Raw genomic sequence first — 22,533 nt, 5'->3', positions numbered from 1 at the left:
TGAAGGGGAAGTTTGGGTTTGCCTACGGACATGAAATCAGCAGGCGAACGCCATAGGGCAACAGCGGGCAAGCGTTCCCGCGAGCGTTCCGAGGCTGCTGCTGAAATCGGGCTTCCCCCTGCGGTGGTTGACCCGGCAAGAAAGGAAGCTTGCCGGTTTGACCTGCTTTTGTTCCTGGTTACGTATTTCCCTCACTCGACGGGGCTGAATCCCTTCAGTGAGGACCACAAACAAGCGATTGAGGCGATTGAAACGGCGATTCTGTCCGGTGGTCGATATCTAAACGCCGTTTATCGTGGATTCGCGAAAACAACAATCAGCGAAAATGCAGCCCTCTGGGCTACCCTGTATGGCCATCGGCGCTTTGTTGTGATCGTTGGTGCCGACGAAACAGCAGCAGCTGAAAATATCGACTCGATAAAAACCGAGTTACTGACCAACGATTTACTGTATGAAGACTTCCCGGAAGCCTGTTTTCCGATTGTCGAGTTAGACAACAAATTCCAGCGGTGCAGCACTCAGACCGTTGGTGGCGAATTGACCCACATTAAGTGGAACGCCGATAAGGTGGTGCTTCCCAGTGTTTTTGTTAATGACAAGCTGAGCGACAGCGGCGGGGCCATTATTCAGGCCAGAGGATTGACGGGCCGGATTCGTGGCCTGTCTCACAAACGTTCTGACGGTGTGAAGCAACGTCCCGACCTGGCAATTATCGACGATCCACAGACCGATGTTTCAGCGGCGTCACCGACTCAGGTTAAAAGCAGACTCAAGTTAATACAGAAGGCGGTTTTAAAGTTAGGCGGGCACAACTCCACACTGGCGTGTGTGATGAATGCTACTGTCATCGAAGAGGGAGACTTAATTGATCAGCTGCTAGACCCGATCAAACACCCAGAATGGCAGGGTGTGAAGGTGGCAATGATCAAGAGTTGGGCCAAACGTCACGACGATCTTTGGAAGGACAAATACGCGAGACTCCGCAACTCGTATAACCCTGAGATGCCAGGGGATAAAAAGCGGGCAGAACAAGAGGCGACCGAGTTTTACCGTCAGAACTTCGACGAAATGAACGAGGGATGCGTTGTTTCCTGGTATTACTGCTTTGATGCAGAGAACGAAATCAGCGCGATACAGCACGCCTACAACGCTCTGATTGATGATGGCGAAGACGTATTTGAAACCGAATACCAGAACAATCCCCAGCGGGCGGGTTCTGATAGTTTCATCTTGTTGTCTGTGCGGGCAATTGCTGACAAATGTAATGAGTTTGAACGATATGAAGTTCCTCCGGAATGCCGCAAGCTGGTAATGGGGATTGATATTCAACAGAAGGTGCTGTTCTACACCATCTTGGCGGTTTCTGACCAGTTCGATATTTTCAACATCGACAGCGGCTGTTACCCCGATCAACGCAAGCAGTTCTTTTCACTGAAGGACATCAAGCCCACCATTCAGCAGAAGCATCCAGGCCTGGGTTTGGAAAAACAACTTGAGGAAGCAATCAACGCCTGTGTCCTGCTGTTTCACAGTCGGATTTATACCAACAAAAAAGGAGAAGAGTTTCGGCTTGGTACTACTTTGATCGACGCTGCCTGGGGCGAAAGCACTGCAGCTGTCAAAAAGGTTTGTCGGGAAAATGAATTTTCCAGCAAACTCTACCCCGCATTCGGTAAGGGTGTGAAGGCTTCCGATTATCCACTGCTTTCAATTAAACCGCAAAAGGGGGAATTCAGACCGACCGACACAACGGTGCCATGGCGCATGCTGCCCAGTGAGGAGCGAGGCCAAAGGCATGTGATCTGGGACACTAACAGCGTGAAAACGTTTTTACACAGGCGGCTACTTGTGCCTTACGGCTCGCCTGGATCAATGACACTTCACAACAAGAAAGGGGGGCATGATTTATATGCAGAGCATTTAAGAGCAGAGTATGCAATTGAAGTCGAGGCCAGAGGACGGAAGGTCAATGAATGGGCTCTGAACCCTGGCCGGCCAGACAACCACTGGCTTGATACCACCAACATGGCAATCGTGGCAGCCAGCATCGAGGGGGCTTCACTCCTCGGAAAGCCAGCAGCAAGAAAATCGAAACGCAAGCGACGTAAAAGGGTGAGTTATCTATGACAGCAACCAAAACGAAAAAAGGTAGAGGACGACCAAAAGGCAGCAAGACTGAGACAGCGCCAGTTCATGACGTTGTAATTTCTCGCTGTGCAAAGTGCCAATCCACAGAAAGAGAGGAGTATTCAAACATCCGCACACTGGAATATAGCGGCATCGCTCCAGATGGAAAGCCGTTTAACTTTGTCCGGTGGAAAAACACAAAGTGCCTCAACTGCAGCCAGCGTCGCATTGACAAGTTCTATGAACACGTTGTGTGACCACTCTTGGAAAATCGGAACCCGATTTAACGGTCTTACATAATTTTCAATCTGTGGTAGTTTGGTTTTCATGAGTGAAGAAAACATAAAGGCGATACTCGATGCTGGTGTGAAGAGCGTGACAACGGACGGGGTAACAACTCAGATGGTTACCCCGTCCGAATTGCGAAAGCGCCTGCGGGAACTGAACCAAGCTGATAAGACCACACGCACGAGGCGACCTGTGGTATCTACGATCAACCTGGGGGGTGCGTAAGCTTTGCTTAAAGGATTGAGCAGCGGTGTCAATCGGGTTCGTTCTTACTTCGGCTATGATGCAGCCGAACCGAAGAACAAACGCAAGTCTCGGTCGGGTCCGATCAAGTCTGAAGATGCCGTTCTGGGCAAGTCTGCACGCCGAAAAGTAATCAGCACAGCAAACGAAGTTCATCGCAACTTTGCCATTGCTGGGTGGATGATTCGCAAACACCTGGATTACACGACTCAGTTTTCTTTTCAGTGCAAAACTGAGGATGAGGGTTTTAATAATGAAGTTGAAGAGTTTGTCAAAGAGCGATCCAAAAAGACCAACTGCGACATTGCAGGCCGTCATGACTTAGATATGTTTATGCGAATTGCTGAAATTCGCTCCCTGGTAGACAACGATGTAGGCATCCTGCGATTAAACACGGGGCACTCTCAAGGGGCAGAAGGCGACCGTATTCGCAATCATCCCAAACCAAACAAAAACGATACCTGGGTGCATGGTGTCCGCACAAACAAGGCTGGCAGAGCCTTAGATTTCGCAATCTTTAACCGTGGCAAAGGCGGAAACGGGTACGAATTTGACCGCACAGTAAAGGCGAAAAACCTGTATTTGCACGGCTATTATGATCGGTATGACCAAGTACGAGGGGTTTCGCCGATTCTGGCCGGGCTGACTGATTTGCAAGACGTTGATGAAGGTTTTGATTTAGGCCTGGCGAAACTGAAGGTTGAGCAACTGTTTGCAATGGCGATATTTCGCGAAGCAACAGAAGGCTTCGGTGGTCCGACTCAGACTGAAGATGATGATGAAGAAACCGAAGTTGATGAGCGAAAGTACCAAGTAGACTTCGGGGCAGGTCCGGTCATGTTGGACTTGGACCCAGGTGACCGAGCAGAGTTTTTAAAGTCGGACGCACCGGGCGTTAACACAACCGGGTTTTTGAACTCGGTGATTGCAGTCACTCTAAAGTCGTTAGACATCCCGTTTTCATTTTATGACGAAAGTTTCACCAACTTTTTTGGTAGCAAGGCAGCATGGCAGCACTACGACAGGTCATGCGTAACGAAGCGGCAACGCAACAGGTCACTCCGTGATTGGTGGATTGTTGGTCAACTTCAATGGGGCGTGATCCATAACGAAATCAAGCTTCCGTCTGGAATCAGGCTAAAAAAACAGTTCTGGGAGTGGGTGCCTAACGGGATGCCTTGGTGGGACCCACTCAAGGAAATCAACGGAGACAAAGCTGCAGTAACAGGCGGTTTTGATAATCCGTATGACATCTGCAAACGTCGTGGAAACAAAAGTTTTGAAGACAACATTAAGCTGACCGCGAAAGCTTTCAAGTTTGCAGAAAAGATGGGCGTTCCGTTGGATTTTGGAATCGTACCTCAGACTGTAGAAGTGGTGGAAAAAGATGCCTGACGTTTCTGAAATCCTGAGCAAGCCGGTCAACAGACTGCGTTCCAAGGTACAGCGTGGTGCCGTTGGTAGCGTTGACCGTGAAGGCGGTGATAATGGCGCGGGGCTGATCAGCGATTTCAGCGTGATTACCCGTGGGGAAGCACTCGGACACGAGATGTGGTGTGATGCTGAGTTTCTCCAGCAGGTTCATGACGCAATCAACGCAGCTGGGAAAGCTGGGTTGAAAGCCCGTTTCACACATCCCGGATTGTCTGCTGACGGACTGGGAAAGTTTCTCGGTAACATCAAAAACGCCTACATGAAAGGCGATCAGACATTTGCTGATCTGCACTTTTCAAAGTCGGCACACAATACGCCTGACGGAGACCTGGCTAATTATGTGATGGATTTTGCCGAAGAGGACCCTGATAAATTTGGTTCCTCAATCGTGTTCATGCAAGACCGAAAAGCAGAAGAGCTGTTTCACGTCGAACATAAAAACGAGGACTCCGGCGAATTTGAAAGCCCTGATTCCGACAACGAAAAGAACTATGAACATTGTCGACTGTCAAAACTCTATGGTGCTGACATTGTTGACGATCCAGCAGCCAATCCTGACGGCTTGTTTCACCGGGGCCAGGAAATCCCCCAGAACGCTGAACTGCTGCTGAATTACGCGTTCAAAATCGAAGGCTCTGAAAAGCCTTCTCAATTTGATTTTGGAATTGATCCTGACAGGCTCTCTGCCTACGTGGATCGTTATCTCGACAACCATAACTTGAAAATCGTTTCAAAAGGAGAGCCTGAAGAAATGGCAAACGAAACTGAAGCACCGTCCAAACCGGAAGTCAACGCCGATGAAATCCGTTCTCAGTACACTGCTGAATTGAATAAGTATGTTTCCAAGTTCGGCGCTGAACACGGGGTGAAATGGCTCGGTGAAGGCAAATCGTACTCTGAAGCACTGGAAGCCCATGTTGATGTTCTGGGCGGAAAGCTGGCAGCCAAAGACAAACAGATTGAAGAGTTGAATGAAAAAATCGCTTCAATCGATCTGGGCGAGGATACCCCGCTGGAATCGGGCCAGGCTGGTGAGAAAAAGAGCAGCGGCAAGGGGGCAAAGGGGAAGTACGACGCGTTTCAGGCGTTGCACCGGTTTAAATAAACAAATCGTCTCGGGTCTGTATTTTTGAAGACGAATTCAATCAAAGGAGTGATGTAGAGTGGCTGATACTTATGAAACTTTAACGGATATCGGCAAGGTTAATGACGAAAACCTGGCTGATGTTGAGATCACAGATCTGCTGGACGATGCACCGTTGCTGGCTGCATTGGCTGCAGAAACGGCCAGCGATGGCGATAAACACAAATACCCCAAAGAAACCGGGGCGCCTGTTGTTGGTTTCCGTGATATTAATGCTGGTATTGAACACAGCGTTTCCGGTGATGAAATCGTCACGATTGACTTAAAGGTTCTTGACGCATCAACGCGGACGGACGTGGCTGCTGCTTCGATCTGGAAAAAAGGCGGACCTCTTGCCTATGTTGCTCGCAAGAATCGACGCAGCCTGAAATCTGCTTTTGCAACTGCTGAAAAACAGATTATCTACGGGACGGGTAATAAATCAGATGGCTTTGTTGGTCTGGCTGATGCGGAAACGCTGGACGATCTGGACGATCCAATGGTGGTCGATGCTGGCGGAACGACTGCCGACACTGCCAGTAGCGTTTACTTGATTCGTACCAATGATGAGGGAACTGACTGCACGCTGATCACTGGTATGGAAGGCAATATCACTATTGGTGAGACCAGCACCCAGGAGGTTGATGACGCCGATGGTAAGCATTATCACGCTTATGTGACTGCGATTCTTGCCTGGTTGGGTCTTCAAATCGGGTCAATCCATTCAGTGGGCCGGATTGTCAATCTCACCGAAGATGATGGCAAAGGCCTGACTGATGACCTGATTTACAAGGGGCTGGAAAAGTTCCCGTCCAGTAAACAGCCTAATTTAATCGTGATGAATCGACGCAGCCTGCGTCAACTACGAGAGTCCCGAACGGCAACCAACCCGTCTGGAACTCCCGCTGCACGGCCAACGGAGGTTGATGGCATTCCGATTATCTGTACTGACTCAATTATCAACACGGAAGCACTGCTGGCTGCTGAAGAATAATGAGCGTCATTGAAAACGTTCTTGCTGTGGGGCTTCAGGCTGGTTTGTCTTTAACGGCAACCAGCCTGACCTACACGCAGGGCGGCAACACGATTGAGGACCTGAAGGGGACGCAGGGTTCTACTACTTGGCGTGTGATTGATCGGGACGGCTTCCCGATCCGAAAAACCAGCGTTGACTGGCTTGTGAAAGCTGAGTTGCTGGTGATTGACGGCGTAACGGTTTTGCCGAAACGAAACGATTTGATTACTCGGGTAATTGGTGGTGTCTCTCGGGTTCATCAGGTATTGCCGTTCGGTGATGACGAGCAGGAATATCGGTTCATGGATGCGGGCCGAACCATGCTGCGAATTCATACAAAACTGATTTCAGAGGAGCCAGTTTGACAGTTTCAGTTGATGATATTGCAGAAGTTCTGGCCAGCGAGATTGCCGGTCATGATTTTGGTGAAGAGTTTGACGCTCAGGTTTCTTATGTCCTCAAGAAAAGCATTGAAAATACTCGTGTTTTAACAGCGGTTGTGCTGCCCAGAGATGAGGATTCAGAGCCGAAAACACGGGGGCGTGACCTGTTCACGTTTGTCGTTGACGTGGCTGTGATTCGTCCAGTGACATCGACAGAGCCCGATGTTGTGAAACCTCTGCAAGCACTTCCCAGGACAGTCAGAAAGTTTCTGCGGGGATTGAGACCAGTAGGGGCGAGCTGGGTTCAGTCAACACTCAAAACACCTTACAGCTATGACATGCTGAACTCGGAAAGCATGTTGGTGTCTGTGATCCAGAACAGGTACACGATCATTCAATGAGAGTCGGATTCAGCGTTAAAGGTCTGGAATTCAGTTCTGACGCTGTCATTAAAGAGGTCAAGAAGGCGGGCCGTAAAATCGCCTTCAAAGCCGGTGGTTTAATTCGGCTGATATCGAAGCGGAAACTTCGCAAGGCTCGGCAGAAACGCGTTTCTGAACTGACCGACGAAGAGAAACAGACTTATCAGGAACGGGTAGAGCGGGCAAAAAGACTGGGGTTGCCCCGTCCAAAGCGGCCATTGAAGCCGTCAGACCCGTATGAGCCACCACGGCTTCGCGATGCGAAGTCGCCTTTGAAATACCTGTTGTTTTTTGCCGTTGGCAAAGACAACGACGTTGTAATTGGACCTGCAAAGGCCAAGTCAGGAATTGCTGACGTTCTGGAATATGGTGGAACGTCGAACGGAAAACGAATTGAACCCCGTCCATTCATGGGACCTTCATTGGAAGAGGCAGCCCCAAAACTGGACGAATTTTGGCGTGACTCAGTAACCAGGTAAAGGAGCGTAATGACAACCGGTTTAGAAATGAACTTGTATTTTGATGAAGCGGGAATGGGGGAAGGTACCTGGACCGAGTGTGGCGACGTCGGTGATGTTAACGTTCCGCATGCTGCCAACAAAACGAAACGCAAAGTTCGGAAAAACAAATACGAGCGGACAACGATGGGGCAATTTGTCACCCAGGTTACTTTCTCGCTCGTTTACAAGAAAGCAGATCCCGTTTTTGTAATGCTGCGGGATGCTCACCTTAACAAGTCAATCATCGGTGTGGCTGCCATGACTGGACCCATTGATGAAGCTGGAAGCGAGGGCATGCAGTACGACTGCCACGTTACCGACTTCCCCATGAATCAACCGCTGGAAGAAGACTCAATGATTGATATCGTCGTTGAACCTGCATCGGAAGCAGATGACGATCCAGCCTGGGTTGAAATTTCCTCATAACAGAAAGGTTTGTTACTGAATGCTGAAACCTGGTCAAAAACTGAAACAGCGCGTGATGGTGGATGGAAAGCCCAAAGAAATCACGGCTGTGGTGAAAGGCGTTGTTAAAAAGAAACCTCAGCAGCCTGCTGAAAAACAGAAGGAGCAATAATTCTTGGCAAGCTTCACAGATACCAAAGAACGTGTATGGACTATCGAAATTACCCTCGGTGTTGCCCGAAAAGTCAAACGCGACACCGAGGTTGATTTGCTGGCTGCTCTGAAAAACCCGGAATCAGCCAACAATCTGATGGTCAGCCTGGTTGACGATCCTGAACGGCTGGGGCAAGTTCTGTATGCAACGGCAACGCCTCCTGAGGACGGTTTAAGCGTAGATGATCTGTTTCTGACCCTGGACCATGAAGCGGCGGAATCTGCCTTTAACGCGTTAGATGAGGCAATCACGGATTTTTTCCCGCCCCAGGTGAGGGGCAGACTGAAGAGGGCCAAACAGAAAGTGCTGACAGTGATGCAGAAAGAGACGGAGATGAATCTGCAGGAACTGGACGCAGCCATCGACGGCGAAGAATTCGAGAAACTGATTCTGGATTCGATCCGTGGCGAATCGTCTACGGCATTGCCGGTCAGCTAGGTATTGACCCGCTGCCCTATTCCCTGCGTGAGCTGCTGTGGATGCATGAAGGGAAACGAAAGGCAGATGGGCAGAGTTTAAAAAGCGTGATGGCAGCCATTTACAACATTGCCATGTGGCGACCAAAAGACAAATGGTTCACCGTCAAAGACTTCAAGGATGAAACCCCCCGCAAGAAAACGGGGAGACAGGCTATCCATATGATGGCCAATGCAATGGGAATCAGTTTTGGCGACGCAGGGAGCAATTAGAGCGGGCAAAGCCTTTGTGGAATTGTTCACAAAGGATGCCAAGCTGCGTAAAGGACTGGACGCAGCAAAGCAGCGGCTGAATGCCTTCGGTAAATTTACCGCTGGTATTGGCGTCAAAATGGCTGCGTTCGGTTCTGCTGTCCTGGCTCCCTTCGGACTGGCTATCAAAGCAGGCTCTGATCTGCAGGAAACCATGAACAAGTTTAACGTCGTTTTCGGGGAAAACTCAAAAGCGGTGAAAGCATGGGGGGACGAATATGGAAAACAGGTAGGACGTTCTGAACGGCAAATCGCTGACTTTATGGCATCGAATCAGGACCTGCTGGTTCCGATGGGCTTTGAGGAAGACGCTGCCACCAACATGAGTAAACAGATTACTCAACTATCGGTGGATCTGGCATCCTTCAACAACATGCAGGACACCGACACCTTGCGTGATCTTCAAGCTGCTTTAACCGGCAGTGGTGAAGTCATGAAAAAGTATGGTGTGATTGTTTCTCAGGCTGCTGTGAATCAAGAGCTGCTGAATATGAAACTGGATCCAAAAACAGCAACGGAAGCCGAAAAGGCACAAGCCCGGTTTAATATCATTCTGCGAGGTACCACAGCAGCACAGGGAGATGCAATCCGGTCGGCTGACAGTTGGGCTAATCAGAAAAAAGCACTGGCAGCACAGATTGAGAACGTTGCCGGCAAAATCGGGAACGTGCTGTTGCCGGTGGTCACTCCATTACTGATGCAGGTCAATAAAGGGGTTGAGCTGTTCGGTGGATTCATTGAGAAAAATCAAGAGCTGGTCAAATACGTTGCCCTGGGGGGAGTTGTTCTGCTAGTTGCAGGTGCTGCGTTCCTGACATTGGGAGGAATGGCAATTTTTGCAGGTGCTGCCATTGGTGGTCTCACTACCATGATGGCCCTGGCCGGTACTGTAATCGGCGCTGTTCTGTCTCCGGTGGGCTTGCTGACGGCGGCTGTGGTCGGTGGGGCTGGCGCTCTGCTTTATTACACAGGCGTAGGAGGCAAGGCCATTGCCTGGATCAAAGACCAGTTCTCTGGACTGGGGGGCACCGTCAGCAAAGTGTTCGCTGCCATCAAAAATGCGATGGCAGCGGGAGACTATAAGAAAGCGGCGGAAATCCTCTGGCTGGGGATCAAAGTTGCATTCCTGGCCGGAACCAACCAGCTGATGGCGAAAGTCGGTGAATGGAAGGCCTATTTTCTCAATATCTGGTATGGCACCATCGACGATGCGTCCAAGTACTTCATTGATTCATGGGCAAATCTGCGAAGCAACTGGGAATCAGTAACTCAGTTTTTCGGCGATGCCTGGGACACCGTAATGAACAGAGTCCAGAAAGTCTGGTCTGTGGTCGGCGGGAGCATCATCAATGGGATCGGCCATACGATGAACATGCTCAAGGTTCTCAACCCAGCACTAATGAAAGTACTCCCCAGCACGGGCGAGTTTCGATTTCGGGCAAAGGAAGCAACTGGTGCTAATTTAACTTCTGAAGAGATCGACAACGCCACAAATGCCAGTATCGCAAATCGGAACCAAGGGTCTGAAAAGAATCTTCGCGAAATTGAAAATACACGCAGTGGAGCGAATCAGGCCGTTGACGGGGATGCCCAGGGGCGGATTGCAAATCAACAGCAGTCCGAAGCTGATGCAAAGCAGAAAGCCAACGATGAATTAGCGGCTGCACAAACTGCCCTGGCTGATGCGATGCGTGAAGCCAGCAATGAGTTATCCGATTCTGCTGAGAAAACCAAGAACGGGGAAACCAAAACCGAACAGGCCGCAAAGGCAGCAAATGCCCCTGGGGGATCGTTAAAAGAAGCAAGCCAGTCAATCAGCGGTGGTTCAGGTGACCTGCGATCTAAGGAAGGCATCGACACGCTGGCCAAGCTGATCAATATGACCGGTGAAAAAACAGTTCAAGAGGATCAATTGACGACTCTGAAACGCATTCTGACAGCACTGTCAAACGGTCAACAGGTCGAAGTTTTGAGGAGTAGCTGAAGTGGCTAATAGTGTTATCAGCTGGGAACTGGCTTTTGAAGACAGCTATGAATTCAAGGAAGGTCCGTCCAGAAATTATACGGAAGTCTATGCCTGTTCGCTGGCATCAGTGGCAGTGGACTCCACTGTAATTCGCTCTTATCCAAAGTGTCCCGATCTGGGAGACAAGCATAAGCGTGATACAGCAGCACTTTGCAATCATGTTACCGTTAGGCGGGTTGATGACACAGCGGACTTTGATGTTACCGTCAAATATTCCACGAACATTCAGCATAAAGACCGGGAACCGAATCCCCTCAACAGGGCGGCCGTTATTGATATCGTCAGTTCTCCCGAGCAGGTGCCGACGTTTTTTGATGGTGAGGGAAACCCCCGCTTGAACACAGCTGGTGACTTGGTTGTGGGCTATCGTCGTATTCCTTTTCTCGACATCACCGTCAAAAAAAATGTCGCACAATACCCCGACTGGATGTGGGATTATGATGGCACTGTCAATAAGTATCCGATCACAATTCGAGACCGCGAATTTGATAAACGAACATTGAGAATCGAGGGGATTGGTTCCCCTGATCTGGATTATGAAAACGGGTACGAATTTTACGCTCTGACTTTTCGGATTCGCTTTGACCCTCGCACGCATGACGATATCCGTTACAGCATGGGCTTCAATGAGATAGCCACGATTGATACCGGGCAAACTTACATTCCCCCAGGCATTGACCCAGCTGATGTCACTATTTCGAACAGCAAAGTCTACGAAAAGGTGAAAAGGCGAATCACCACTGGGAATCCAGCAGAGTACGTCACAGATAAAGCATTCCTCGACAAGGACGGCGCTTTGATCGAACTCAAGACAGACCGAAAAGGCCGGTTTGATGTATCCCGACTGCACCTGCTGCGGTTCACAGATGACATCCAAACAGATTTTTCAGAACTACCATTTAAATAGGTGAGAGCATGACGTTGAAAGTATGGGTTGGCGGGGCTCCCGCTGTGGCACAGTCTGAGAAATACGCGTTGCCCATCGACATCGAAGGTGGTCAGATCATGACGGCTACGATTGGTGGTAAATCGATCACTTATGAATTCCCGTCTGGGCCGATTCGAAAGAATGTTGCGGCAGCATTCGTAAATCTCTGGGCAGCCACTACCGATACAGTGCCTGAATTTGCTCAGGTTGATATCTCAGATAATGGCGATGGTAGTTTTACGCTGGAATCTGAAACGCCTGGCATGCCTTATTTCGTTACGATTCTGATTGGCGATGGAACCAACGAAAAACAGCTTGTGACTATGCAAGGCACGATTACAGGCGGAACCTTTACCCTGACATTCAACGGACAGACCACAGACCCAATTGCCTATGATGCCAGTGCAGCGACGGTCCAGACCGAACTGGAAGCGCTGTCTAATATCGAAGTTGGCGACGTCGATGTGACTGGTGTTGATGGCGGACCGTGGACCATCGAGTTCAAGGGCAATCTGGCAGACACAGACGTTTCCTTATTGGATTATGATGATACTCTCCTGGAAGCGACCAACGAACAACAGACAATCACGCTGGCCAGCTGCAGCGGTGGGACATTCGCTCTGACATTCGACGGGCAGACAACCGACCCGATAGCTTACAACGCATCGGCGGCAACGATTGAATCAGAATTGGAAGCCCTCCTCGGGATTGGTGCCGGCAACGTCTCTGTCTCTGGATCAGGTCCCTGGGTGGTTGAGTTTGTTGGAACGTTACGAGGTACGGACGTTGACCAGATTATGGTTGACGGCTCTAACCTGACTGGTGTGTTGGCGGCTTCCATCGCCGAGACGACACCAGGTGGCAACGGGGTGAACGAGCGTTGGTTGACAGATATAGTTTCAAGTACTTCATCCTCACTTGCTACAAATTTCAGACTCACTGGAAATGGCAGCGTTTCCAGCGGAACCTTTGACGTGTTGATCGTGGTAGACTCAACAACAATCATGGACTTAGACGATATCCCATACGATGTCACTATTGCGGAACTCCAGGAGTTGATAGAAGCAGAGCTTGCCAGCTACAGTTCAGGACGGTATGTCAATTGTGTTGCTGTAAGAGGTACAGTTAGCGCAAACGGAACAACGGGAAGCGGGCAATTGTCTGATGGGGATAACGTTTCAATCAATTTAAGTACGGGCATTGGAATAAACGGCGGGACTGTGGCCGTGACCGTAGACAGCACGGGACTGGCAGGAGGTACATACAGCAAGACCAATCCAGGGACAATTGGCTGGTCATCCGACTGGTTAACTGGGTTGAGTTCGTTTTATCTGACTGTAGGTGGTGAATCTACAGACGACCTCGACTTTTCATCAACCGCAGCACAGATTGTGACTGCACTGGAGGGGCTATCAACAGTAGGTGCTGGCAACGTGCAGGTTACCCTGTCGGATGAATCATACAGCAAGGCAATTTTAATTGAATTCATCGGAGACCTTGCTAATCAGGACACAGGAATGACTGTCGTGATGGACAGTAATGCAACAGTAGTAAATAAATTTACTACAAAAGTCTTAAATGGTGCAGGAGGTACCAGCGAAGTCCAGACGCTCAGCATTGCAGGCGGGCCGGGCTCCGGAACATTCGCACTGAGTTTTGACGGCGTTGATACGGACCTGCTCGATTACGATTCGACAGCGGAAGAAATCGAAACCGCTTTAGAAGCTCTGCCAGGCATCGGTGCCGGCAACGTATCCTGCAGCGGCGGCGCTCTACCTGGCAGTGATGTTGTCATTACATTTGCCGGCTCCAAAGCCGGGCTTGATATCGACCCGATCGTGGTGATATTCGGAGTCACTGAAGAGACCGTCAAAGGTGGCGGCGATCCCACTGTTGATGTGCAGACGACGCAAACGATTCTGACAAAAACGGTGATTGCCGAGAGCAGCGGGCCTAACGACTGGAACACAGACGGGAATTGGGACACCCTTGAAAAGCCGGTGAACGCAGACTCTGTTCTTGTTCCCGATGGTGACGACATTCTGTACGGTCTTGATCAGTCAGATTTGACGCTGGCACTGCTGCACTACACAGCGACGGCAACCCAGATGGGGCTACCGCGACGGGACGAAAACGGAAATATCGAATATCGTGATCGACACCTGAAAGTGACAGCAGCTGAAATCATCATCGACAGCAATTCCCAGCTGATCAACATCGATGTGATGGATTCCAGCCCTACCATTGAGGTCCTGAATTCGGGCAGCGGTAGAGACGGAGAGTACGCTGTTCAGATCATTGGTGAAAACTCAGCAAATACCGCAAGCCTGCTGGTACTCTCGGGAAATGTGGGCGTTGCGAAAGGACCGAAAGAGGCGGCTTACCTGAAGACAATCACACAACGTGGGGGGCAGCTCTGGATCGGTCAGGATGTGGGGCTGGAAGATGTGGAACGTACAGGCGGACAATTCCATAGCGACCGAACTTCGATCAACGGGACACTCGCTATATGACGGAACGTTTCAGTAACTACCAGGTCACTGCCGATTTCAAAAATACTTTGGAATCGATGGTAGCCTGGTATAAACGCAATTTTGAAAAGCTGCCTGATCAGAAGCATCTGAAAACGGAAGGAGTGCGCCCCCCGATCCGTTATGTCACGCTCCAGCCTTATTCAAACTACATCATTAAAAAGTATGCAACAGGCAGTTATGACCTTGATGGTGATGAAAGAAATGGCCAGGAGTTTACGGTCAAAGTCGATGGTGACTTACCAATTCCTGTAGCTGTCACTCACTATGAGCCATACGGTAACCATAAGCAGCTGGTTACATTTGTTGGCGACAATATAGCTGGAGACATAAAACTGGCTCTGAATGGTGACGAAACAGACCCGATCTCCCTGCTGGCCCAAAACGCAACCAGCGAAAACATCGTAACTGCACTTGAAAAGCTGCCTGTCATCGGCAGTGGTAATGTAGCTGTTACGGTTTACCCAGGACGATGGTTGATAGAGTTCATGGGAGATCTGTCTGGCATGTCATTCGATAACTTCGAGGTTGACATTCCTTCCGCAGCTATCTTCGAGGTTCATGTGTGTGAAACTCTCTGGGGAGATAGTCGTCGCGTTGAGAAAATCCATTATCCGATTCCCCTGATTGGAGAGTGGGATGGTGACGACAACACTGTGAATGATGCAGTTGCTGCGGGATCGATTGGCACGGGGCACTGGTTTCCTGGCGTCGGATACGTGTCAGACCTCAACGAATGCCGAGACTACAATGGCGATGGAACGCCGAATTTATAAGGAGAGATAGTGGGTTCAAATTGCGCCATGTCGCTGATACAGAAGCGGTGTCCACGTCGGCAGTTTGACTGTCACCGTTGCGCCGCGAAACTGCAGAACTCAGAAACGATCTGGGAATTGACAGTGCCAACTTTCAAAAGCTGGCTCTATCACGATTACCTCACGACTGGCGTATCAATTGGAGAAACGCCTTTTGCAGTAAATGCTTCTGGAACTTCACCAGTTACATTTTATTCGATTTACCAGAAGATCCCCAAAAAGGCGGACGGCTCCCTGCTCAACTGTAATTTTGAAGCGGAAAACGATTTGCAGTACCCGGTTCCCAGGAGTTCTTCATCTCCTGAGGGCTGGCCCGACTGGGCAGCCGATTATGAGGTTGATCGCGAAGAACTGGTCGGCACGTACGGTGGCCCGATTCCGTTTTACGTACCTGGCGGTTTCTCCCCGCTGCTGCCATCGTGGACATTATTCCAAAGACAACACCACGCACTGATTCATTTTCTTTCACCGATCATCGAGGATGGTAATGTGGCCACGCCTGGTGCCTGGAGAATCAGCCTGGATATTATCCAGACTGCAAGTTTTATCGATACGGTACACGTCGAAACCGTTCAGTTTGAGACCATTGAAGAGCGTGACGCATACGCTGCTGGCCTGGGACAAACAGCGTATGTGATCAGCGATGGACCACCGCCAATCGTCGACCTGTTAAACACGCTTAGTAATACATCACTTGGAAGCGGCACATGGCCGGGAGTCTACAAGGCTCCTGACGATTTCACATGTCCGATTGGCTTTAACGAATCATACCGTTTTGAAAATATCATCCCTTACGACCTGCCACCGTTGCGAGTAGCAGATGTTGAACCGGTAATACCCGACGGCTACGGCACACCAAAATCAGGCGTAATTTACCCGCTGAAACCGGAGAGAGACGCAACCACTGAGGGAGAGAGCTTCGATCTGGAAGACTACTTCGCTCCCCCTTACATCGATGTAAAACACGTCAAAAGAACAGACCAGGACATAGAATGATAACGACTAATGAAAAGCAGCAACTCTGCCAGCGGTGTCCACAGCGGCGAAATTATTTTTGCTCCCGACACGGTGACGAAGTACGGCGCGTGATCAACCAGCGGTCGACCTGTGAGGGCTGGGGAAACGTTCCCAAACCAGAACCCAAGCCCGCTGCTGGTCTGGGTGAAACAATTCGTCTGGGGTATTGCATGCCCAACCTGGCGATGGGGGGTGTGACGCGACTGCTGCTGACGATGATGAACGCTCAGGTGAAACACGGTTTTGAATGGTCGGGTGTTGCCATCGGAAACGCTGATGTGTTCGACATCGAAACTGCCAAACGTGTTCTGCAGCACTGCCCGATTTATTGCACAACGGAGAATCCCATTTTTGAGGGACTGGTGACCATCGTGCCGAATGCCTGCCAGGCGGTTCTTGATTCTTCTGACGTGGTCAATCTCTGGGGATACGTGGAAAGTAACCCAGAAATTGAATCAGCCGACTGGGATGCCAAACCCATGCTGGTTGTTTCACACGGTCAATGCGAATGGACTCGCAAAAACCTTGCCGTCAGTATCTCGCATGGTTCAACACATATTCCGGTGGCGGTATCGGAGGCGGCTGCTAAGTGTTACCTGGACGTGATAGAGCAGCCTGTGAAGGTCATTTATAACGGCGTTGAATTCTCCCGTTGTGCTCCAGCCCGAGACCGTGACGAAGTACGGCGTGCATGGGGCATCGGGCCGGATGTCAAAGCCATTGGTTATATTGGTCGACTGGCTTACGACAAAAACCCGCTGGCAACTGCAAAAGCGGTTTCTGTACTGGGGGCAAGCTATCATGCCGTTTATGTGGGCGAGGGCTGGCAAAGTGAAAAGATCATTCCTGAAGTGAAACAGCTGTGCGGTGACCGGGTCACGTTTCTGCCACGCGTTGAAGACGTGGGAACGGTTCTGTCTGCCCTGGATTGTGTGGTGACAGCAGCCCCCAATGAGGGCGGACCGTTGGTGGCGGCGGAAGGCTGGCTTGCGGGCTGTCCGGTGGTTTCAACTCCGGTGGGCATGATTCCCGAATTGGAGCGCAAACACGGTCAGCTGACGTATGGCATTCCAAGCAATCCTTCGGAATGGTGGTTGAGGCATGCGGTGCAGGCAGCAGTTTCCGACAGCGGGCCAGTGATTGAACGGGCGCGGCGTCTGGCCTGGAATCAGTTCTCACCAGCCAGAATGGTCTTGGCTTACGAATCGGTGATCAGGGATGCCCTGAAGCCCAAACAGGTGACAGTTGAAAAACGTGGATTCTTGAAGACTTTGAAAGGGTTGCTGAAATGCTGGTCAACCACAGCCTGAAAATGGTTTTCATGCACGCACCGAAGTGCGCAGGCATGGCCTTGAGCCACTGGCTGACCGAGCACTACGGGTTTGCCGACTATGCGAAGCCGGACGAACGCTGCCCGGACGGGGATGTGATCGAACGACACCGATACATGCTGCCTGCTGAATGTCAGGGCTATGAAATTATTACGTGTGTTCGGGAACCGTTTGCACGGTGGGAGTCATTTTATCTGTATTACTGTCTGCAGTTGGGCGTGACAGAGACGTTCGACCAATTCACGCGAACGCACCTGGAGTGGATGCCCAGGCAGGCCGAATACACGCGTCACGCTGCCTATGTTTTGCGAGTTAATGAATTAGACCGGGAGGTATTGAAGCTGCCGTTTGTGGGGCAACCAGTGCCCGAGATACCCCGTTTGAATGTCTCCGGGTATAGCCCAGAATACGAGCGGGTGAAACAACAGATTGAGTGGACTGCAGAATTGCGGGCGCTGGTCAGCCAGCGTTTTGATTCTGACTTTTGGATTTGAAAAGCGAGAACGCCGGTTGCGCGAACAACCGACGTTCTCTAACTACGGAAGCGACCTGTATGCGAGGTCACAACACGCAGTGTTTCTGCAAAAGGATTGTTGTGATTACAGGAAATGGATTAACACTTGGGAAGTATCGTCAACTTGAATCGGTTAAGTTGAGTTTGGGCAAACCGTATTATGAATCGAACGGTATTGCCATTTATAACGGTGACACGCTGGAGCTGAGCAGTAAGCTACCAGCTAACGTGATTGATGCACTGATCACAGATCCGCCGTATTGCTCCGGGGCTGCGGGCAGTGCTGTCGGTGCCGACCCGACTGATAAATATTGCCACAACAGCAACACGCTCGGGCGTCCGTCCTTCGGCGGTGACTTCCGGGACCAACGCTCGTTCAAGTATTGGTGCTCGTTGTGGATCGGCCAGGCACTCAGGGCGTGCAAAGATGCTGCCTATGGCCTGGTCTTCACCGACTGGCGACAACTGGCGACGGTGATTGATGCGCTGCAGGCGGGCGGATTTTGTTACAAAGGTCTGATCAGCTGGGACAAGGGCGGCGGCGCTCGCGCTCCCCACAAAGGTTACTTCCGCCATCAGTGCGAATACATCCCGTGGGGCTCGAAGGGCAAAGTGCCGAAACTGAAAGACCGGGGACCGTTTCCAGGTTCGTATTCAATCGGCGTGAAACAGGTTGATAAACATCATATGACCGGCAAGCCCACGCCGTTGATGCAACGCCTGGTGCAATGCGTTCCCGCTGGCGGGCTGGCATTCGACCCGTTCTGTGGATCGGGAACGACGCTGGTTGCATCGGTATTAGAAGGCCGGGGAGCTATCGGTTTTGAAGCGTCCGAGGAATATTGCGAGATTGCTGCCCGGAGAATCGAGGCAGCCCAGCGGGGCGAGCTACTGAGGTTTCAACGGGAGTGATTGTGTACGACTGAAAATCAGAGATTCAGACGTGACCACCACTCTCGAACTTCTTCAGGAAGCAGAAACAGGACAAGGCCATAAGATTTTTCGACAACTAATCGCCATACGCAGTCTAAATACAGCCATAATGTATTTAGACCAAAGCAGAAATTCAAATATATTCTCTCATACTTTTTTCGATAGACCCTTGATTCATTATAGTCGTTGAGTAGATCGAGATGTGCAGGAGTATAAAGTTTCTCTCTGATTCTTTTGGGCAAACTGTATTTCAGGAGATCCCAGAAGTAAGGCCAGCCAAAGACGATGGGGTCATCTGAATCAACTTCTTTGGAGTTATCTTTATACTCAATATAAAAAGACCGGCACAACATAATAACAACAAGGCTGCAAGCCAGTAACAAGCATCGTTTAAAAAAGCTACCAATGATAAACGGTAAGGAGCTGATCGAATTTGCCTCAGCAAAGATGCTTAATACAGAAAAGGTGATCATCAGCCATAAAAAGTTATTTATGTTGAAAATCGCCTTAAAAAGCTGCACTACACATTCAAACTGCTTCTTTTTTGGCACATAGTATGCTTTGTTGTTGCATTCATACTTGTCTAGTATGTTATACGAGTAATGCATTCCGACGCACTGGCCTGCCCAAATCCCCAGCGATTCGATTTTTGGTATCGAGGATGAATACCAACATGAACAAAGATAAAAAAAACAATAGATATAAAAACCACCATAAATAGCGCTTCCATCCGGTAGGAAGTGGTTTCTTATCGTTTGATAGATAGTCGATCCGTCGGTATTCATCTAGGTGGCACCTCCAAAGTTCAACTCCGAGCTCACATTACTATAAAATGATTCTTGAACTTCGACTGCCTTGATTCCAGAACCAAGAATCTCATACCGGCGCTCTTTTATGGTCACTCCCTCAACATGCTTTGACTCATACCATCCCTTAACCATTCCAGATTCTTCCAATCGAGACATGAGCTGGTAGAATGCTGCAAGTGTTTTTTTTTGGCCATGTTTTGTTGCCAGTAAGTCGCGAACTTCGCGACCCGATTTTTGGCCATCCAAAAGTACAGATAAGACGAAGAATTGTAAATGAGTAAGATTCGGTAACATTTATATGCCTTGTCTAAACTGGAGTGTATGTAATGCAGCCTATTATCCACTTAATGGGATTTCTGTCAATAGCTGTTTTCACACATTCATATTTGCGATGGTTTTCAAGGTAAAATCGGAGGAATCATGAGCCGACTTTTCCCGCTGATCTTTCTGTTGCTCCCACTCCAAACACACGCCGAGCCTACCAAAATCATTCATATTTTGAATTGGCACTACGTTTCGCGTGATGATTTCGCTGCCGACCTGCGAACCGAAATTGGGAAGTCCCAATCCGACGATCAGATTGATAAGGAATATCTGTCATTCCTTGACGATGTGAAAGCGATTCAAAAAGAGCAGGCTGAGCTGCTCCGGAGGCTGATCAAGAAACATGACCTGAATGCCGTCTACGTCGAAGGCCTGACCGAGAAGAATCACAAGGGGGCGCTGAAGTTCATCAACACGATGAAGAACTACGAGGCGACACGGCAGCCCTCAGACGATCCGATTGACCGACTGGTTAAGGCACAGCACCATCTGAACCTGCTGGAAGCCGGCGCGGCTGCCAGGCTGGTCATGACCGGTGAGCTGAAAACGCTCTTGCCAGCGGAAGACTCAAAAGCGATGGAAGCGGCAAACCCAGTGCAGGCCGATGGCTCTGTGGTGATCGACAAGAAAGCCGACGAAGCCCGTGAGGATGCGATTGTCAAAAACCTGATGAAGGCTGACGGCGTTGTTGTGATTATCCTGGGCGGTGGTCACGACCTATCAGACAACATCAAGCGGGCTGAAAGCAATTGCAAGTATGAGCGGGTGGCGGTGCCGAAGTATCGGGGGGTTATGGAGTGAATTCAATTTAGAATATTTTGAATCAAAAAAACGGTTACGAATATCATTCCAAAAAGAAAGCCAGCCCAAGAAAAAAACAACCCCATTCCATATCCGAGCTTGTCTCCAAGTTCAAACTTTTTTCTTTCGATTATCGGATATAAAGAAAGATGAATGGTGTAGGCTATTACTGATGATATTATAGTTAACAGAAAACAAAATATGGCAATTGCTATATTAGTTTTTCCAACTGGGTTTACAAATACCTTTTCCATAAATGCTGCTATAATAATAATTGCCAAAGTCGATAACGACGAGAGGTGCCTAAAGTATTCATATGTTGCTTGATGATAGCCTCTTATTGACTGAAGTATCTCATCATCTATTGACTGGAGTAACTCATCTTCTTTCAGGGCCTCTTTCTCTTGGTTTTCCATAAATACACCTCCGGAATGTCTATTGGTTTATTGTTCGAATAAAGTAACGTGTGAAGTGTAAACAAGTTCATTTTAAGTGTCGATTTAATCAAATAAACAACAAATATATTTAGCTGAACACGTTCGGTTTTTAATAATTGATCACTTGCACTCACTCCTTTTTTTGATATCCTGTTGTACACAAGCCTACTCCCATGTCTGGCCGGTGCCAGCCGCGTGCGACCCGCTGAAGGTGGTCGCGATTGATTTTTAATCCGCGTTTTCTTTTGCCCGTAGTGAATCCGGGTTCTCATTCCAGGGACGATTAACTGTTTCGCCGTGCGCGCAGAGGTATCCAATGAACTATCTATTTCGTCGAATCAGTCACCGACAGTTTTTGCTGTTCGATTACATCAGGCTCTTTCATGCGGACTGTCAGCACTGGCCCACGCTTGAGAACACCTGCCTCTACTTCAACTCAAATCCGCGACGAACACGGGTGTCGTTGATGATCCTGGAACGCCATCACTTAATTGAAGAGATCGGAGGCCGGTTTCATATCGTGGATCGTCACCCGCTGTTGATGCCATTCAGGGGAACTGTGAAATGATCAAGTTCAATTAGTGGACTTGTACCTTGGGGTGGTGGCAGAGCAACTGAATATCGATTAATTCTGTGAGTAATCGCGAAATACCAGTAGATAAAGTAGGTATTGACCGGTTCGACGACTTCAACAGAATTTATGCTAGGGATTTAACAAAGTCGCAATTGAGAAGTATGAGAGATTTACTAATGTTCTTCACGTCCAAGAATTTTATCAGCATATTCGCGCATAAGCTCGCGCAACACTTCGGCGTTATATTTGTCTTCTGCCTCTACTGCCTTTTCAAATCGCTCTTTCTCCTTGGATTTGAGTCGAAATGTAACAGTGGCGTCTTGGCTTCTTTTCAATTTGCGTTTTGCATTCATAAAAAGAGGATAAACGGTTTTTCCAAAATGCACAATTTGACCTTGAAAATGTACTGCCACATGTACTACATTGGTGCAGTACATAAAGTCGTGTATGGAGACTTTAATATGAATACAAATGGAGCAAAGCGACTGTTGTCGCATGTGGAAAAGGCCTGCACTGACGTGCCATACACACGTCGTGTGGGCCTTTTCTGTTTGAAGGGGGCAATTATGAGCGATTGAGAAAGCAACGCGACAAATTGTTTCAGACAGCCC

At 49.4% G+C, this 22,533-nt stretch carries 25 protein-coding genes; 21 read left to right on the top strand and 4 right to left on the bottom strand.

All coding sequences use genetic code 11. The features are described from left to right. Window positions 1–30 precede the first annotated feature (30 nt). From Pan161_RS28420 to Pan161_RS28335, 19 genes are all read left to right on the top strand, one after another. Complete coding sequence (locus Pan161_RS28420; protein WP_145232098.1) at window positions 31–2,127, top strand: terminase gpA endonuclease subunit; 2,097 nt, start codon at window positions 31–33, stop codon at window positions 2,125–2,127. 516 nt (window positions 2,128–2,643) lie between these two features. Continuing rightward, a complete protein-coding gene (locus Pan161_RS28415) occupies window positions 2,644–4,053 on the top strand; it encodes a phage portal protein (protein WP_145232097.1) in 1,410 nt (469 codons plus the stop codon). After that, window positions 4,046–5,197, top strand: coding sequence for a hypothetical protein (locus Pan161_RS28410; RefSeq protein ID WP_145232096.1), 1,152 nt, complete (start codon window positions 4,046–4,048; stop codon window positions 5,195–5,197). Before Pan161_RS28415 ends, Pan161_RS28410 begins: the two co-directional genes overlap by 8 nt. Before the next feature lie 58 nt (window positions 5,198–5,255). Beyond that, window positions 5,256–6,209 carry a major capsid protein gene (locus Pan161_RS28405; protein WP_145232095.1) on the top strand — a complete coding sequence of 318 codons (954 nt, stop codon included), beginning with the start codon at window positions 5,256–5,258 and terminating at the stop codon, window positions 6,207–6,209. Next, complete coding sequence (locus Pan161_RS28400; protein WP_145232094.1) at window positions 6,209–6,595, top strand: hypothetical protein; 387 nt, start codon at window positions 6,209–6,211, stop codon at window positions 6,593–6,595. The genes Pan161_RS28405 and Pan161_RS28400 overlap by 1 nt, the downstream gene beginning before the upstream one ends. Continuing rightward, window positions 6,592–7,014 (top strand): hypothetical protein, encoded by a 423-nt coding sequence (locus Pan161_RS28395; protein ID WP_145232093.1) that lies wholly within the window; start codon window positions 6,592–6,594, stop codon window positions 7,012–7,014. Before Pan161_RS28400 ends, Pan161_RS28395 begins: the two co-directional genes overlap by 4 nt. After that, entirely contained in the window at window positions 7,011–7,514 is a 504-nt protein-coding gene (locus Pan161_RS28390; RefSeq protein WP_145232092.1) for a hypothetical protein, read from the top strand. The genes Pan161_RS28395 and Pan161_RS28390 overlap by 4 nt, the downstream gene beginning before the upstream one ends. Window positions 7,515–7,523: 9 nt before the next feature. Then, window positions 7,524–7,961 carry a hypothetical protein gene (locus Pan161_RS28385; protein ID WP_145232091.1) on the top strand — a complete coding sequence of 146 codons (438 nt, stop codon included), beginning with the start codon at window positions 7,524–7,526 and terminating at the stop codon, window positions 7,959–7,961. A 19-nt stretch (window positions 7,962–7,980) separates the two neighbouring features. Further along, on the top strand, window positions 7,981–8,112 hold the full coding sequence (locus Pan161_RS31270; protein ID WP_261342935.1) for a hypothetical protein: 132 nt from the start codon (window positions 7,981–7,983) through the stop codon (window positions 8,110–8,112). A gap of 3 nt (window positions 8,113–8,115) precedes the next feature. Then, complete coding sequence (locus Pan161_RS28380; RefSeq protein WP_145232090.1) at window positions 8,116–8,592, top strand: hypothetical protein; 477 nt, start codon at window positions 8,116–8,118, stop codon at window positions 8,590–8,592. Window positions 8,593–8,633: 41 nt separating this feature from the next. After that, window positions 8,634–8,843 carry a hypothetical protein gene (locus tag Pan161_RS28375; RefSeq protein WP_145232089.1) on the top strand — a complete coding sequence of 70 codons (210 nt, stop codon included), beginning with the start codon at window positions 8,634–8,636 and terminating at the stop codon, window positions 8,841–8,843. Window positions 8,844–8,859: 16 nt separating this feature from the next. Beyond that, the gene (locus Pan161_RS28370; protein ID WP_145232088.1) at window positions 8,860–10,866 is read left to right on the top strand and encodes a phage tail tape measure protein; all 2,007 of its coding nucleotides are present in this window, start codon (window positions 8,860–8,862) and stop codon (window positions 10,864–10,866) included. 1 nt (window position 10,867) lies between these two features. Next, window positions 10,868–11,815 (top strand): hypothetical protein, encoded by a 948-nt coding sequence (locus Pan161_RS28365; RefSeq protein WP_145232087.1) that lies wholly within the window; start codon window positions 10,868–10,870, stop codon window positions 11,813–11,815. 8 nt (window positions 11,816–11,823) lie between these two features. After that, on the top strand, window positions 11,824–14,349 hold the full coding sequence (locus tag Pan161_RS28360; RefSeq protein ID WP_145232086.1) for a hypothetical protein: 2,526 nt from the start codon (window positions 11,824–11,826) through the stop codon (window positions 14,347–14,349). Next, window positions 14,346–15,143, top strand: coding sequence for a hypothetical protein (locus Pan161_RS28355; protein WP_145232085.1), 798 nt, complete (start codon window positions 14,346–14,348; stop codon window positions 15,141–15,143). Before Pan161_RS28360 ends, Pan161_RS28355 begins: the two co-directional genes overlap by 4 nt. 123 nt (window positions 15,144–15,266) lie before the next feature. Next, the gene (locus Pan161_RS28350; RefSeq protein ID WP_145232084.1) at window positions 15,267–16,178 is read left to right on the top strand and encodes a hypothetical protein; all 912 of its coding nucleotides are present in this window, start codon (window positions 15,267–15,269) and stop codon (window positions 16,176–16,178) included. Beyond that, window positions 16,175–17,509 (top strand): glycosyltransferase family 4 protein, encoded by a 1,335-nt coding sequence (locus tag Pan161_RS28345; protein ID WP_145232083.1) that lies wholly within the window; start codon window positions 16,175–16,177, stop codon window positions 17,507–17,509. The genes Pan161_RS28350 and Pan161_RS28345 overlap by 4 nt, the downstream gene beginning before the upstream one ends. Continuing rightward, window positions 17,488–18,024, top strand: coding sequence for a hypothetical protein (locus Pan161_RS28340; RefSeq protein ID WP_145232082.1), 537 nt, complete (start codon window positions 17,488–17,490; stop codon window positions 18,022–18,024). The genes Pan161_RS28345 and Pan161_RS28340 overlap by 22 nt, the downstream gene beginning before the upstream one ends. A gap of 59 nt (window positions 18,025–18,083) precedes the next feature. Next, entirely contained in the window at window positions 18,084–18,956 is an 873-nt protein-coding gene (locus Pan161_RS28335) for a DNA-methyltransferase (RefSeq protein WP_145232081.1), read from the top strand. 17 nt (window positions 18,957–18,973) lie between these two features. On the opposite strand, the gene Pan161_RS28330 is transcribed toward Pan161_RS28335, so the two are convergent. Then, on the bottom strand, window positions 18,974–19,762 hold the full coding sequence (locus tag Pan161_RS28330) for a hypothetical protein (protein WP_145232080.1): 789 nt from the start codon (window positions 19,760–19,762) through the stop codon (window positions 18,974–18,976). Beyond that, entirely contained in the window at window positions 19,763–20,080 is a 318-nt protein-coding gene (locus Pan161_RS28325) for a hypothetical protein (protein WP_145232079.1), read from the bottom strand. It abuts the gene before it with no gap. A 126-nt stretch (window positions 20,081–20,206) separates the two neighbouring features. On the opposite strand from Pan161_RS28325, the gene Pan161_RS28320 reads away from it, so the two are divergent. After that, the gene (locus tag Pan161_RS28320; protein ID WP_145232078.1) at window positions 20,207–20,911 is read left to right on the top strand and encodes a hypothetical protein; all 705 of its coding nucleotides are present in this window, start codon (window positions 20,207–20,209) and stop codon (window positions 20,909–20,911) included. A 2-nt stretch (window positions 20,912–20,913) separates the two neighbouring features. Here the strand turns inward: Pan161_RS28320 and Pan161_RS28315 are convergent, their stop codons facing one another. Next, on the bottom strand, window positions 20,914–21,327 hold the full coding sequence (locus tag Pan161_RS28315; protein ID WP_145232077.1) for a hypothetical protein: 414 nt from the start codon (window positions 21,325–21,327) through the stop codon (window positions 20,914–20,916). A 337-nt stretch (window positions 21,328–21,664) separates the two neighbouring features. Here Pan161_RS28315 and Pan161_RS31180 point away from each other — a divergent pair, with 337 nt between their 5' ends. Next, on the top strand, window positions 21,665–21,916 hold the full coding sequence (locus Pan161_RS31180) for a hypothetical protein (protein WP_232103536.1): 252 nt from the start codon (window positions 21,665–21,667) through the stop codon (window positions 21,914–21,916). A gap of 179 nt (window positions 21,917–22,095) precedes the next feature. Here Pan161_RS31180 and Pan161_RS28310 read toward each other — a convergent pair whose 3' ends face one another. Next, on the bottom strand, window positions 22,096–22,419 hold the full coding sequence (locus tag Pan161_RS28310) for a hypothetical protein (RefSeq protein ID WP_145232076.1): 324 nt from the start codon (window positions 22,417–22,419) through the stop codon (window positions 22,096–22,098). Window positions 22,420–22,533: the final 114 nt, after the last annotated feature.

Origin of the sequence: Gimesia algae (genome assembly GCF_007746795.1) — a bacterium.
Taxonomy (GTDB): Bacteria; Planctomycetota; Planctomycetia; order Planctomycetales; family Planctomycetaceae; genus Gimesia; species Gimesia algae.
This window is presented reverse-complemented; position numbering and strand designations above follow the sequence as displayed.

Excerpts from the sequence above, each read along its gene's own strand:
- Pan161_RS28400 (WP_145232094.1), top strand. The coding sequence starts at position 6,209 with ATGAGCGTCATTGAAAACGTTCTTGCTGTGGGGCTTCAGGCTGGTTTG.
- Pan161_RS28345 (WP_145232083.1), top strand. The coding sequence starts at position 16,175 with ATGATAACGACTAATGAAAAGCAGCAACTCTGCCAGCGGTGTCCACAG.
- Pan161_RS28360 (WP_145232086.1), top strand. The coding sequence starts at position 11,824 with ATGACGTTGAAAGTATGGGTTGGCGGGGCTCCCGCTGTGGCACAGTCT.
- Pan161_RS28325 (WP_145232079.1), bottom strand. The coding sequence starts at position 20,080 with ATGTTACCGAATCTTACTCATTTACAATTCTTCGTCTTATCTGTACTT.
- Pan161_RS28310 (WP_145232076.1), bottom strand. The coding sequence starts at position 22,419 with ATGCGACAACAGTCGCTTTGCTCCATTTGTATTCATATTAAAGTCTCC.
- Pan161_RS28330 (WP_145232080.1), bottom strand. The coding sequence starts at position 19,762 with ATGAATACCGACGGATCGACTATCTATCAAACGATAAGAAACCACTTC.
- Pan161_RS28320 (WP_145232078.1), top strand. The coding sequence starts at position 20,207 with ATGAGCCGACTTTTCCCGCTGATCTTTCTGTTGCTCCCACTCCAAACA.
- Pan161_RS31180 (WP_232103536.1), top strand. The coding sequence starts at position 21,665 with ATGAACTATCTATTTCGTCGAATCAGTCACCGACAGTTTTTGCTGTTC.
- Pan161_RS28355 (WP_145232085.1), top strand. The coding sequence starts at position 14,346 with ATGACGGAACGTTTCAGTAACTACCAGGTCACTGCCGATTTCAAAAAT.
- Pan161_RS28340 (WP_145232082.1), top strand. The coding sequence starts at position 17,488 with ATGCTGGTCAACCACAGCCTGAAAATGGTTTTCATGCACGCACCGAAG.
- Pan161_RS28375 (WP_145232089.1), top strand. The coding sequence starts at position 8,634 with ATGCATGAAGGGAAACGAAAGGCAGATGGGCAGAGTTTAAAAAGCGTG.
- Pan161_RS28390 (WP_145232092.1), top strand. The coding sequence starts at position 7,011 with ATGAGAGTCGGATTCAGCGTTAAAGGTCTGGAATTCAGTTCTGACGCT.
- Pan161_RS28385 (WP_145232091.1), top strand. The coding sequence starts at position 7,524 with ATGACAACCGGTTTAGAAATGAACTTGTATTTTGATGAAGCGGGAATG.
- Pan161_RS28420 (WP_145232098.1), top strand. The coding sequence starts at position 31 with ATGAAATCAGCAGGCGAACGCCATAGGGCAACAGCGGGCAAGCGTTCC.
- Pan161_RS28315 (WP_145232077.1), bottom strand. The coding sequence starts at position 21,327 with ATGGAAAACCAAGAGAAAGAGGCCCTGAAAGAAGATGAGTTACTCCAG.
- Pan161_RS28410 (WP_145232096.1), top strand. The coding sequence starts at position 4,046 with ATGCCTGACGTTTCTGAAATCCTGAGCAAGCCGGTCAACAGACTGCGT.
- Pan161_RS31270 (WP_261342935.1), top strand. The coding sequence starts at position 7,981 with ATGCTGAAACCTGGTCAAAAACTGAAACAGCGCGTGATGGTGGATGGA.
- Pan161_RS28335 (WP_145232081.1), top strand. The coding sequence starts at position 18,084 with ATGCGAGGTCACAACACGCAGTGTTTCTGCAAAAGGATTGTTGTGATT.